Below are 12,899 nucleotides of genomic sequence, written 5' to 3'. Positions count from 1 at the left end.
AGGTGTTCCTATGGTCGACATCACGCCTGCAGATGGCATCCCGCCGGCCGAAATCGCGGAAGTGGAACTCTACCATCCGCACAGTTGGTGGACGAAATACGTCTTCTCGCAGGACGCCAAGGTCATCGCCATCCAGTATTCGGCGACAGCAACGGGAATCGGCCTGGTCGCCCTGGTGCTGTCCTGGCTGATGCGACTGCAACTCGGCTTTCCCGGCACGTTCGACTTCATCACCCCGGAAGCCTATTACCAGTTCATCACCATGCACGGCATGATCATGGTGATCTACCTGCTCACCGCCCTCTTTCTCGGCGGCTTTGGCAACTATCTGATCCCATTGATGGTCGGCGCGCGCGACATGGTCTTTCCCTATGTCAACATGCTGAGCTACTGGGTCTACCTGCTCGCCGTGCTGGTTCTGGTCTCGAGCTTTTTTGCGCCCGGCGGACCGACGGGGGCCGGCTGGACGCTCTACCCGCCGCAAGCTATCATGAGCGGCACGCCAGGCGGCCAGGACTGGGGCATCATCCTGATGCTCTCCTCGCTGATCCTGTTCATCATCGGCTTCACGATGGGCGGCCTGAACTATGTGGTGACGGTGCTGCAGGGCCGCACACGCGGCATGACAATGATGCGCCTGCCGCTGACGGTCTGGGGCATCTTCACCGCGACCGTCATGGCGCTGCTCGCCTTTCCGGCGCTGTTCGTCGCCTGCGTGATGATGCTGCTTGACCGCGTCCTCGGCACCAGTTTCTTCATGCCGGCGATCTCCGAGATGGGTGCGCAACTGCAGCACAATGGCGGCAGCCCGATCCTCTTCCAGCACCTGTTCTGGTTCTTCGGCCATCCCGAGGTCTACATCGTGGCGCTGCCGGCATTCGGCATCGTATCCGACCTGATCAGCACCCATGCGCGCAAGAACATCTTCGGCTACCGGATGATGGTCTGGGCCATCGTCGGCATTGGCGCGCTGAGCTTCGTGGTCTGGGCGCACCATATGTATGTCAGCGGCATGCATCCCTATTTCGGCTTCTTCTTCGCCACCACGACGCTGATCATCGCCATTCCGACCGCCATCAAGGTCTACAATTGGGTGCTGACCCTATGGCGCGGCGACATCCACCTCACCATACCGATGCTGTTCGCGCTGGCCTTCATAGTCACCTTCGTCAATGGCGGGCTGACCGGCCTGTTCCTTGGCAATGTCGTAGTCGACGTGCCGCTGTCCGACACGATGTTCGTCGTCGCCCATTTCCACATGGTCATGGGTGTCGCCCCGATCCTGGTGGTTTTTGGCGCGATCTACCATTGGTACCCGAAGGCCACCGGCCGGATGCTCAACGAGACGTTGGGCCGGTTCCATTTCTGGGTGACGTTCCTCGGCGCCTATCTGATTTTCTTCCCCATGCACTATCTCGGCCTGATGGGCATCCCGCGGCGCTACGCTGAACTGACCGACATGACGATCATGACGGAGTCGGCCCACCACCTGAACTCGTTCATCAGCATCATGGCCTTCATCGTCGGCTTCGCCCAGATGGTGTTCCTGTTCAACCTGATCTGGAGCATCCGCCATGGCCGCGAGGCCGGTGGCAATCCGTGGCGGGCAACAACGCTGGAATGGCAGACGCCGCAGACGCCGCCGGCCCACGGCAATTTCGGCAAGGACCTGCCGATCGTCTATCGCTGGGCCTATGACTACAGCGTGCCGGGCGCCAAGGAGGATTTCATCCCGCAGAACATGCCGGGCTCCTTCGGGCCCTCAAGGGAGCCGGCATGAGCGTCATCATAGTCTTCCTGCTCGTCATCGCCGGCTTTGCCGGATGGTGGCTTTCGCATCAGGGACTGATGACGAAGCCATGGCTCGAGCAAGGCGTGGCCAGCGATCTTGTCGGTTTCGACCGATCGGGGCTGCCCACCGCCAAGATCGGCCTCGGCGTCTTCCTCGCCGTCGTTGGCTGCCTGTTCGCGCTCTTCACCAGCGCGTATTTCATGCGGATGGCAGTGTCGGACTGGCAGCCGCTGCCGTTGCCGCGGCTGCTCTGGCTCAACACCGGCGTGCTGGTCCTGAGCAGCATAGCCCTGCAATGCACGTCGGTCGCGGCGCGCAGGGGCCAGATCGATACGGTCAGGCTCGGCCTTGCAGTGGCCGGGCTCACTGCGCTTGCCTTCCTGATCGGACAGCTCATGGCGTGGCGGCAACTGACCGAAGATGGCTATCTGCTGAGCTCCAATCCGGCCAACAGTTTCTTCTACCTGATAACCGGCATGCATGGCCTGCACATAGTGGGCGGGATGGTGGGTCTCGGCAGAACGACCGCCGGCGCCTGGAGCGGAGCGCGGCGGGAGCGGCTTCGCCTCGGCGTCGAACTGTGCGCCATGTACTGGCATTTCCTGCTTTTCGTCTGGCTTGCCATCTTCGCCCTGCTGGCTGGCTGGGCCGCGACGTTCATCGACATTTGCCGACAGTTGCTGACCTAGGGGATCAAGCGGATGGCAGAGACACTGACGCATACCGGCCAAACGGAGCCACGGCCCGCAGGCTGGCGAGGCATTGCCGCCGATTGGTCCTCGGATCAGCGTGCGTTCAAGAACGTGTCCTGGGGCAAGGCCATGATGTGGATCTTCCTGCTCAGCGACACCTTCATCTTCGGTTGCTTCCTGCTCTCCTACATGACCGCGCGCATCTCGACACGTGTGCCGTGGCCCAATCCGAGCGAGGTCTTTGCGCTTCGCATCGGCGGCTCGGATATTCCGCTGATCCTTATTGCCATCATGACGTTCGTGCTGATCTCAAGCAGCGGAACGATGGCCATGGCGGTCAATTTCGGCTATCGCCGTGACCGCCGCAAGACGGCAATCCTCATGCTTCTGACCGCGGCACTCGGCGCGACCTTTGTCGGCATGCAGGCCTTCGAATGGACCAAGCTGATCACCGAAGGGGTACGTCCCTGGGGCAATCCCTGGGGTGCCGCGCAATTCGGCTCATGCTTCTTCATGATCACCGGCTTCCACGGCACCCATGTGACGATCGGGGTGATCTTCCTGATCATCGTGGCGCGCAAGGTCTGGCGCGGAGACTACGACGTCGGACGGCGCGGCTTCTTCACCAGCCGCACGGGTCGCTATGAGAACGTCGAGATCATGGGGCTGTACTGGCACTTCGTCGATCTGGTCTGGGTATTCATCTTCGCATTCTTCTATCTTTGGTGAGAGGCAGGCTTTCGTGAGAGGAAGACTTTCGTGAGAGGAAGACATGGCTGAAGCAACCGCAAACGGTCTCGGGCAACACGCACTTCACGCGCATGAAGCGCCGGCGAGCGGCATCGCCCATGCAGAGGTTCACCAGGAGCACCCGATCAAACTCTATCTGGTGGTCTGGGCATGGCTGTTCATCCTCAGCACCTGTTCCTACCTGGTCGACTATTTCGGCCTTCACGGCTATCTCAGATGGTCGCTGATCCTGATCTTCATGATCCTCAAGGCAGGGCTGATCGTTGCCGTCTTCATGCACATGGCCTGGGAACGGCTGGCACTCGCCTATGCGATCATCCTGCCGCCGATACTGGTGCTGGTGTTCGTGACGATGATGGTCTTCGAAGCCGACTACACGCTTTTGACCCGGCTGACATCTTTCGGAGCCGGGCCCTGACGCGCAACCCGGATTTGCCTGTGGCATCTCGGGTCAGGACCCACACGCGGCGTGCATCCAGTTCGGTTGCCGGCGCCTTGAAACACTCGGCAGCTGGTCCATTTTTGCTAGAGCATGATCCCGAAAGTGGATCCGGTTTGTGCCTGCACTGACCTTCGGTTCGACGAGATCATGCTCAGACAAAAAGAAAGAGCCGGTCCCGATCGGGATAGAACAGGCTCTGGTACCGGAAACGACGTAAGCAGAATGACTGCCCTCGTTTCCCCGTGCGTCGCGAACTCAGGCAAGGGAGGCCAAGATGACCATCGCGAACAGACTGAAGCACTTCATCGATGGCAAGGGAATTTCCTACGACACCGTCGCTCATCATCGCACTTCAACAAGCCGGCAGGCGGCAATAGCCGCCCATGTGCCCGGCAGCATCATGGCGAAATCCGTGGTCGTTCACCACGAGCTTGGCTATACGCTGGCAGTGGTTCCGAGCACCCACCGGATCGAACTTGGCAGGTTGCAAGATGTCATGGACAAGCGTCTCGGACTGGCTTCCGAAGACGAGGTGATTTCGCTCTTCGATGATTGCGACACCGGCGCCATCCCGCCGATCGGCGCGGCTTACGACGTGCCGGTGATTGTCGATCAAAGCCTTAGCGATGCTGACGATGTCTACTTCGAAGGCGGCGACCATAGAACACTGGTGCACGTCAGCGGCAAGGACTTCCGCAGCCTCACCATGGGCGCATATCAAGCCCGCTTCAGCCACCCGGCTTACTGAGGGCATCGATCAAACCGCACCGGCAATCCTCGCCGGTGCGGTGAGACCGGCGTCCTCAACCCGCCGGTCTGGTGGGCGACTCCACGACTTTGCGGTAGACATGCCAGGTGGCGTGACCGAGGATCGGCAACACGACGGCGAGCCCGACGAACACTGGCAGCGAGCCGATGATCAGGCCGACGGCGACGATCAGCCCCCAGACAGCCATCACGATCGGGTTCGCCAGGACCACGCGCACCGAAGTGTGGATCGCCTCATAAGCGCCGACATCGCGGTCGAGCAATAACGGGAAGGCGATGACCGTCGTGCACAAGACCACCACAGCAAAGACGAAGCCGATGGCGTGCCCCAGGACAATCAATGTCCATCCGCGTCCGGTGGCAAATATTGCATCGATAAAGCTGGATATCGATTCCGGCGGAGCCGGGCCGAAGAGATATTGGTAAAACAGCTGGGCCGTCAAAAGCCAGGCGATGAAAATTGCAAACAGCATGATCCCGACCGCCGCGATGGCCGGCAGCGCCGGAGAATTCCTGACTTCGAAAGCGTGCTTCCAGGAGGTGTCGAGTCCGGCTTCCCGCCTGCGGCTGATTTCATAGAGGCCTATGGCCGCGAAGGGGCCAATCAGCGCAAAACCAGAAACCAGCGGAAACAGCAGGGGCAGCGCATTAGCGCCCGATGTCCAGGCGGCAAGCACGACACCAACAAGCGGATAGATCAGGCAGAGAAAAACGATATGCGATGGTTTGACCATGAAATCGTCGACGCCCCGTTTGAGCGCGTCGAAAAGGTCGGAAACACTGATTTTCCGAATTTTGGTATGTTCCAGCGTCTCGCTGGCGCCTGCTATCACATGAAAGCTTGCCATGACCACTCCTCCAGACCAGGCCCGGTAAGGTCGCGGTTTCGCGGTGCTGCGTTCTGCGTGACTGGCCACGCAAAACCGCGACCTGCACCGCAATCAACATACTCTCTTGCCAGAGACTTGTCGCCCTTTGTCGGAAGGGCTCCGGTGGTCTGGCTAGCTCTGATGGTCTTTTTTCGATATCCTTGTACAGCACCGCGCTCTGTTTCTGAACGCTCAAAGGACGCTTTCAGGGTCATGCGACGGGGCAAAGGTGAAGGTCATGGACGGAAGGACGCTTCTCATACTCGGCCTTGGCATAGTCGCCCTGCTGATCCTGGGATTCTGTGCAATACCATCGTGATGTTCGAGTCGATCCTGGTCTGCCACGTCTTCAATGCGGTCATGCAGTCACCCTGTGGCTGACATGAACCCTCGCATTGCGATGGTGTCGGCAAGCAATATTGCAAAGATCGCGAAAAGATAGAAAATCGAGAAGGCAAACAGCGCCTTTGCAGCCTTCATCTCCTTGTCTGGAACGACCAGAACCTGCCAGGCGTGCCAGATGAAACCCGCGCCCAAAGCAACCGAAGCAATTCCATAGAACCCGCTCGCGAATCCGAACGCCCAGGGCAGCACGCCGATTGGCGCCAGGAGCAGTGAATAGGCGAATATCTGTTTTCTGGTCGATGCCTGGCCGGCCACGTTCGGCATCATCGGGATGCCGGCAGCGGCGTAATCGCCGACTTTGAACAGCGCGAGCGCCCAGAAATGCGGCGGCGTCCACAGAAAGATGATCAGAAACAGGATGAGACTTTCAACGCCAATGGCGCTAGTTGCAGCCGCCCAACCGATGACAGGAGGAAGGGCACCCGCCGCGCCGCCGATGACGATGTTCTGAGGCGTCGAGCGCTTCAGCCACATCGTATAGACGACGACGTAGAAGAAAATGGTGAAGGCGAGCAGCGATGCGGCAAGCCAGCCCACCAGCACGCCAAGCGTCATGACCGAAAGCGCTGAAAGCACGAGGCCGAAGCCGAGAGCTTCGCCCGGCGTGACGCGGCCCGATGGAACCGGCCGCTTCGATGTGCGCGACATCAGCGCGTCGATGTCCGCGTCGTACCACATGTTGAGAGCCCCCGCCGCTCCTGCTCCGACCGCAATCGCACCGATCGCAATCACGGCGATGATCGGATTCATCGCGCCAGGCGCCACCATCAGGCCGACGAAAGCGGTGAAGACGGCAAGTGCCATGACCCGCGGCTTCAAAAGCGCAAAGAAATCACCCGCCGTCGCTTCCGAGAGGCGGATGGCGGTATCCTTGGGGCGGCTTTCCCCAGTCGACATCTCAGACGACCACCGATGGAAGCAGGCAAGCTGGGCCATGATCCTGAACTGAACGCCGGCACGAGCGAGACCGCCGGCGGAGAGGCCAGGTCATTTGGAAAACGTTTTGAGATAGGCAATGACGTTCGCCACGTCTGCATCGTCCTTGAGGCCGGGAAACGCCATCTTGGTCCCCTTGACCATGGCTTTGGGATCGTGAAGGTAGGTCGTCAGTGTCGGTTCGTCCCATTTGACGCCGGATTTTCCGGCCGCGATCATGGCATCGGAATATTTGAAATCCGGATGCGTACCGGCGGTGCGGCCGATGACACCATGCAGCGATGGACCGATCTTGTTCTTGTCCTCGTCAGCGATGTGGCAGACTTTGCATTTGGTGAAGACCTTCTCACCGGCCGCGGCATCCTGAGCCTGCGATGGATTGGCGACAAAGGTTGTAATAGACACGACGGCGAAAAACGCGACCAAGCGCATGGCATTTCCTCCCTGATCGTCAGATGTGCCTGAGACGATCTGCGCATGCCGGTACCATGCGCATTGCACGGCAGAACGATAATTCGCTTCTCCCCAATAGAATTGCGGCATCTATATACCACAGAATCTGGCGAGCCGGTAGAAGAGGTCTGACGTACAAAGTTTGGGTGGCAAGCAGTGGCTTAGGGTGCATCCGTGTTGCAGTTGCCGGCGATCTGCTCGACCGCCTCTTCAAGCCCGGCAAGGTCGAAATCCGCCTGACCGCGCCCCGAAAGCAACCCGAACCGCCAGGAAAGCGACAGCCGGCTTGCGGGAACAAGGCGCTTGATGCCGTCGGCGCCGTCGCGCATCAGCAATCGGCCGCGCGACCCGACCGACCAGCTCTCGTCGAACTTGTTGCCGCCGTCGACGGTGACCGACATGGTGATCTTGCGGCTGGCCGAAACCGCGTCATTCAATTGCAGCCATTCGGTCCAGCGCGGTTCGCCGGCTGTCCGGCAGGCAATGGTCAGGACCGGACTGTAGCTCAACGCACCGCCGCCGGTGATCAGCTTGCTGGTGGCATGGAGCGAAGCCGTGACGAGACCACCGTCGCCCGTGCCGAAGCGCCAGTCGCCGGCAAGCGCGTCGGCTTGGGCAAGATCACAGACGAAGGCCAGAACGAGCGCCAGGGCGACAGCACGCCCCGTTTCGAAGAATAGGCTCAACGCCCCCTCCAGGAACCATACGGTTTGCAGCAGAAGCGCAGATAATGATCAACGCCTGGTATCGCCAAGTGCCACTGCCCGCGAAGCGGACCGGCTGTTGCAGTTTCGCAACGAAAAAGGCCGCCTCGAGGGCGGCCTTCGTCGATTCCATCAAATGCCGAAACTTATTCGGCGTCCTTGGCGGCAGCCTTTTTCTTCGGCGCAGCCTTTTTCTTCGGCTCTTCCGCGTCGTCGGCCTTCTTGTCTTCAGCCTTCTTGGCCGCGGCTTTCTTTGCCGGCTTGGCCTTGGTCGCGGTTTCCGCTTCCTCGTCGTCGGCCATCAGCTCTTCTTTGCTGACCTTGACGTCGGTGACCGAGATTTGGCCGAGCAGGTGGTCAACGACCTTCTCCTCGAACATCGGCGCCCGCAGCGCATTTAGCGCCTCGGGGTTGTTGCGGTAGAACTCGAAGGCTTCCTGCTGCTGGTTGGCCGGGAAGCGGCGAACCTGCTCGAACAGGCCGCGCTGCAGCTCTTCGTCCGACACGGTGACGCCGGCCTTTTCGCCGATCTCGGCCAGCACCAGGCCGAGGCGCACGCGGCGCTCGGCAAGACGCATGTATTCGGCGCGAGCCTCTTCCTCGGTCGTCTCTTCGTCGGCGAAGGTGCGGCCGGCCGCCTCCAGATCGCGGTTAACCTGCGCCCAGATGTTGTTGAACTCGGCCTCGACAAGCTTTGACGGCGCCTCGAACGAATAGGCCGCATCGAGCTGGTCGAGCAACTGGCGCTTGACCTTCTGGCGCGTCATCGAGCCGAACTGGTTCTCGATCTGGCCGCGCACGATCTCCCGCAGGCGCTCCAGCGACTCCAGGCCAAGGTTCTTGGCGGTCTCGTCGTTGATTTCGAGTTCGCCGGGCTTCGACACTTCCTTGACGGTGACGTCGAAGGTGGCTTCCTTGCCGGCCAGATGCGCAGCCTGGTAGTTTTCCGGGAAGGTCACGGTGACCTGCTTTTCGTCGCCGGCCTTGGCGCCGACCAACTGGTCCTCGAAGCCCGGAATGAATTCCTTGGAACCCAGCACCAGCGGCTGATCGGTGCCGGCGCCGCCGGCAAAGGCCTCGCCGTCGATCTTGCCGACATAGTCGATGCTGACGCGGTCGCCTTCGGCGGCTTTGCCGGTCTTCGGTTCATAGCTGCGTGCCGATTCGGCGACCCGCTTGACCTGCTCGTCGATCTCGGTTTCGGGCACGTCGAACACCTGACGCGTCACCTTGATATCGGAGAAGTCCTTGATCTCGATCGCCGGGATGACTTCATAGTTGAGGCGGAATTCGAAATCGGCGCCGCCGGCCAGGATCTTCTCGGCTTCCTTCTCGTCCTCGGTCATGATGACTTCGGGCTGCATGGCGGCCTTTTCGCCGCGGCCCGTAATGATCGATCGGGTCGAATCGTTGAGGATCTCGTTGACCACTTCGGCCATGAACGACTTGCCATAGACCTTGCGCAGGTGCTGCACCGGCACCTTGCCCGGCCGGAAGCCGTTGATGCGAACCTTGTTGCGGGCATCCGACAGCCGCGCCATCAGCTTGGCTTCCATGTCACCGGCCGGCACGGTGATCTTGATCTCGCGCTTGAGACCGGAATTGAGAGTTTCGGTGACCTGCATCGTAAAACCTTTGTTTTCACCAATGAGACTGCCAAACGGCTCCCTGCCGTTTACAGCCTGCCGGTATAATCTTGCCGGAAATGGCTTTTGGTACGGAACCTGGCGATTTGACCGAAATTACGGCTCAAACTCTCCCAAACTGCGTTCCAAAATGTGAATAAGTTCTTGTTTTTCCTACTTCTTATCACATTCTGCAGAAGCGGATCGTCGCGTCCCGTCACATTTGACACGCCTTTTGTCACAGGCGAGCCTAATTTTCAACAGTCTTCGCGCTTAGGCGAATAACCAACATTTCGACCCTGGCCGACTTCTCGTCTCTGACATTGACAGAATGATGGCTACATGGGATTGCCGGGCGATGCGGATGTGGCGGAACTGGTAGACGCCCTGGATTTAGGTTCCAGTGCCGAAAGGCGTGGGGGTTCGAGTCCCTTCATCCGCACCAATTTTTTTCGGCCAGTGACCGCTCTGAATGAAATCCAACTTTCAAAGAAGGCCCTTGAAATAGTTCGTTGACAGGTTCTTACTTGCAGCAGGCAGGTTGGGGCTCTGTCGGGTTGTGCGTGTAGTTTCTCTAGTTCTGGCGGTAGGGTCAATTGTCGCGGCAGCAACATGCAAGGTTGAGGCCCTAGAATACACGCCTGTTTCGTCTCCAGGGCAGCAGCCGTTTCTTGTTGTTTCCGGCGAGTTCAAAGACAATGAACCCCTGAACGCCTTTAGCAACGCGGTTGTGAGCAGCGGGGCCCGGATGATCGTATTCAACTCCCCCGGCGGCAACGTCGGCAGCGCGCTTCGGTTGGGGCGTATGATCCGCGCGGCAGGGTTGGATACGCTTCAGGTTCGCCAATTTCAGTGCGCCTCAGCCTGCTCACTGGCCTTCTTGGGTGGCGTCCATCGTGTTGCCGAACCAGGTTCAATCGGCGTTCATCGGGCTTGGTTGAAACCGGCTGACGGGATCTCCAGAGAAGAAGCAAAGGCCCGTGTCCAGCTCGGAACAGCCGCAATCACATCCTATGTAGTCGAGATGGGAGTGGACCCCAAGCTGATGGAATTGGCTTCGAGCTATGACAAGCATGACATAAGATACTTATCGGCCAGCGAAATGGCAGAGTTGCGTGTGACCAATGTCGCAGCGAACCAATCGCCTGCAGATACATCGCAGGTGTCGACGAGGCCAGATCCTGCGCCCGTGCCAGTGCCTGCACCCGACGCAAGGCAACAGGCGGAGAGCGCTGCGGTCGCCTTCGTCAAGGATCTGGTCGAGCATCATGGCGACAACGACGATTTCGCTCTTGCTCAAGTTCAGGCGTCCTACGCTCGCACAGTCGACTATTATGGCAAGTTGACGAACCTGAGTTCGATCATTCAGGACAAGAGGAACTATTACCGGCGATGGCCTGAACGCGTATATAACCTCCGCAATGACAGCATTGTGGTCACCTGTGCAAACGATCGCTGCATGGTTTCGGGCGTCTATGACTGGGCTGTGCGGAGCCCCTCGATACACAAGCAGGAAAAAGGCGTAACAAGCTTCAGCTACACGATTTCGATCGGTCCCTATCCCAAAATCATCGCAGAGACAGGCAGTGTTCAGCGATAACAGGACCATCGTTAACGCGGACCGTCGCGCTGACGCCAAGGCCTTATACACTCTCTAATAAAGCGGTTCCTCGAACAGCGTCTTGTCGCCGTCGACCAGCGCCTTGATCTGGGCGGTACCGTGGCCGGAGAGCGCGAGCCGTATGCCGAACGGGCGAACCCGCATGTCGTTCTGGATCGCCATGCCCTGGCCTTCGGGCAGATAGAAGCGCTCGATGCCATAGTCCGGCGCGATCGTCACGCCCTCCCCGCGAAGATCCCACCCTTCGCCGACATGGCCTGATATGTCGGCCTCGTCGGCAGCGGCTGGCGTCGGCGCCTTGCCGAACCAGGCGGTGATCGGCGTCCAGTAGCCGTCGGCACCCTTCTTCAGCCGGACCACGATCGACGTATCATCGCTCGAGAATTTGCCGTCGGGAATGTTGGCGATCATTTTCACCGGGATGCGCGAGATGTCATAGCCGAGGATGATATAGTCGCCGCGCAGCAGATCGCGCGGATCGACAGGTTCGATCTTCAACAGCACTTCCTTGCCGTTGCGCAAGATCGCCGCGCGGCCGGCGATGATCCAGCTCAGGAAGCCTATCTGGACAAGCGCCAGCACCAGCGCCGAGATAACAAGCCTCTTTCCGGTCATCATGTCGTGGCTCCTGCGGTGGCCGGGCTCTTCATGCGTTTTTCGACGCGGATGATGACGAGCGCAAGGATGCCGAGCAGCACCGCGGCGGCAAGGAAGAAACCGGCGGTGTCGAGCATCGATTGCAAGGTCACGACATAGATCATGGCGAGTTCGAAGCCGAAGCCGAGATAGGCAAGCCAGCGCAACCCGCGGCTCTCACGCCCCGCCAGGACGATAGCCGCGACGGTGCCGGCGAGCGCGACGACCGAGGCGATGGTGAAACCGCTGTTGTAGGTGCTTTCGTCGGCCAGTTCGAACTGGATGATGGCCAGGCCGGTCAGGAAGCCAAGCAGTGCGTGCAGCGGCAAGCGGCCGCCGAGCTGTACGATCCTGTCGACCGGTTCCGGCGCAAGGACGGCAGCCCCGAAAAGCACGACGGAGACAATGACCAGGGGAACCGCCACCGGCAGCGTCGCGTGATCCATTGCCAGCAGCACGAGATAGAAGAGCAGCGACAGGACGATCAGATGCCGCGCGGCCTGGCTGCGGGTCCAGAACGAGACAGCAAACAGCACCACCGCCATCACGACGAAGGCATGCGGAAATTCGCTGCGATTGAAATGGTCGAACCCCTTCAGGAACAGCCAGGCATCTGCGATGCCGACCGAAGCGACGGTGAGCGGGTTCGACCGCAGCGCTACCGCCGCCAGCGCCGTGCCGGCGCCCCAGGTGACAAGGGCCGAAGCCCCGTCGCCGGACAGGTGATACATCTGGCCAATCAGCGCGATCGAACCGCCGAAAGCCGCGGCCGCCACGATCCACAGGGCCTCACCGATCGCCGCATGGTCGCGTGTCTTCAGCACTGCGCCGCCGACATAGCCGCCAAGGATGATGGCAAAGAGGGCCGCCACCCGTGCCAGCCGCGGGATCGCGTCCCAGTTAGCGGCAACGAAGATCAGGATGGCCGCGCCAAACAGCAGTGCCGCCATCATCGCCAGGATCGAGCCGAAGCTGAGTGATTTGCGCTCGTTGGCTTCGACGTCACGCGTCAAGGAAGCGGCCGTAGCGGCGTCGATCAGGCCTGCCTGAAGCCACCGCGCGATATCGGACCTTACTCGTGACGAATAGCCCGCCATTCCGCTTCTCCCCCGCTTGGTCATTTTTTCAGCCGGCCCGGCCAAACCGTTGACGTCACGGCACTTTCTGATTCTGGCTTCTTTGTGTCAGGTCCGTGAAGGCGCGTTA

The 12,899-nt window shown here is 60.1% G+C and carries 13 protein-coding genes and 1 tRNA gene; 7 read left to right on the top strand and 7 right to left on the bottom strand.

Annotated features, from left to right (window positions below; all coding sequences use genetic code 11):
• The first annotated feature begins 10 nt into the window (after positions 1-10).
• The 5 genes from ctaD to JT360_RS05765 all read left to right on the top strand — a co-directional run bounded on the left by ctaD (position 11) and on the right by JT360_RS05765 (position 4,424).
• Positions 11-1,780, top strand: a complete 1,770-nt coding sequence (ctaD, locus tag JT360_RS05785) for a cytochrome c oxidase subunit I (RefSeq protein WP_214470650.1) — start codon at positions 11-13, stop codon at positions 1,778-1,780.
• Positions 1,777-2,481 carry a cytochrome c oxidase subunit 3 gene (locus JT360_RS05780; protein ID WP_214470649.1) on the top strand — a complete coding sequence of 235 codons (705 nt, stop codon included), beginning with the start codon at positions 1,777-1,779 and terminating at the stop codon, positions 2,479-2,481. Before ctaD ends, JT360_RS05780 begins: the two co-directional genes overlap by 4 nt.
• Before the next feature lie 12 nt (positions 2,482-2,493).
• Positions 2,494-3,213 (top strand): heme-copper oxidase subunit III family protein, encoded by a 720-nt coding sequence (locus tag JT360_RS05775; RefSeq protein ID WP_214470648.1) that lies wholly within the window; start codon positions 2,494-2,496, stop codon positions 3,211-3,213.
• Positions 3,214-3,256: 43 nt separating this feature from the next.
• Positions 3,257-3,652: a cytochrome C oxidase subunit IV family protein gene (locus JT360_RS05770; protein ID WP_214470647.1), complete on the top strand. Its 396-nt coding sequence runs from the start codon at positions 3,257-3,259 to the stop codon at positions 3,650-3,652.
• Between the two features lie 298 nt (positions 3,653-3,950).
• Positions 3,951-4,424 carry an aminoacyl-tRNA deacylase gene (locus JT360_RS05765; RefSeq protein WP_214470646.1) on the top strand — a complete coding sequence of 158 codons (474 nt, stop codon included), beginning with the start codon at positions 3,951-3,953 and terminating at the stop codon, positions 4,422-4,424.
• A gap of 55 nt (positions 4,425-4,479) precedes the next feature.
• On the opposite strand, the gene JT360_RS05760 is transcribed toward JT360_RS05765, so the two are convergent.
• From JT360_RS05760 to tig, 5 genes are all read right to left on the bottom strand, one after another.
• Positions 4,480-5,292, bottom strand: coding sequence for a DUF2189 domain-containing protein (locus JT360_RS05760; protein ID WP_214470746.1), 813 nt, complete (start codon positions 5,290-5,292; stop codon positions 4,480-4,482).
• A gap of 387 nt (positions 5,293-5,679) precedes the next feature.
• A complete protein-coding gene (locus tag JT360_RS05755) occupies positions 5,680-6,615 on the bottom strand; it encodes a heme o synthase (protein WP_214470644.1) in 936 nt (311 codons plus the stop codon).
• Between the two features lie 90 nt (positions 6,616-6,705).
• Complete coding sequence (locus JT360_RS05750; protein ID WP_214470642.1) at positions 6,706-7,086, bottom strand: c-type cytochrome; 381 nt, start codon at positions 7,084-7,086, stop codon at positions 6,706-6,708.
• A 182-nt stretch (positions 7,087-7,268) separates the two neighbouring features.
• Positions 7,269-7,793 (bottom strand): hypothetical protein, encoded by a 525-nt coding sequence (locus tag JT360_RS05745; protein ID WP_214470640.1) that lies wholly within the window; start codon positions 7,791-7,793, stop codon positions 7,269-7,271.
• Positions 7,794-7,957: 164 nt separating this feature from the next.
• Complete coding sequence (tig, locus tag JT360_RS05740) at positions 7,958-9,436, bottom strand: trigger factor (protein WP_214470637.1); 1,479 nt, start codon at positions 9,434-9,436, stop codon at positions 7,958-7,960.
• Positions 9,437-9,796: 360 nt separating this feature from the next.
• Between tig and JT360_RS05735 the strand changes: the two genes are divergently transcribed.
• Together JT360_RS05735 and JT360_RS05730 are read left to right on the top strand one after the other, a co-directional pair.
• Positions 9,797-9,881 (top strand) — tRNA-Leu (locus JT360_RS05735).
• Between the two features lie 303 nt (positions 9,882-10,184).
• On the top strand, positions 10,185-11,036 hold the full coding sequence (locus JT360_RS05730; RefSeq protein WP_214470635.1) for a COG3904 family protein: 852 nt from the start codon (positions 10,185-10,187) through the stop codon (positions 11,034-11,036).
• Positions 11,037-11,090: 54 nt separating this feature from the next.
• Here JT360_RS05730 and JT360_RS05725 read toward each other — a convergent pair whose 3' ends face one another.
• Positions 11,091-11,675, bottom strand: a complete 585-nt coding sequence (locus JT360_RS05725; RefSeq protein WP_214470634.1) for a GDYXXLXY domain-containing protein — start codon at positions 11,673-11,675, stop codon at positions 11,091-11,093.
• Positions 11,672-12,790: a DUF2157 domain-containing protein gene (locus tag JT360_RS05720; protein ID WP_214470633.1), complete on the bottom strand. Its 1,119-nt coding sequence runs from the start codon at positions 12,788-12,790 to the stop codon at positions 11,672-11,674. Before JT360_RS05720 ends, JT360_RS05725 begins: the two co-directional genes overlap by 4 nt.
• Between the last annotated feature and the right edge of the window lie 109 nt (positions 12,791-12,899).

The sequence above is a fragment of the Mesorhizobium sp. dw_380 genome, from assembly GCF_018588885.1.
Classification (GTDB): domain Bacteria; phylum Pseudomonadota; class Alphaproteobacteria; order Rhizobiales; family Rhizobiaceae; genus Mesorhizobium.
This window is presented reverse-complemented; position numbering and strand designations above follow the sequence as displayed.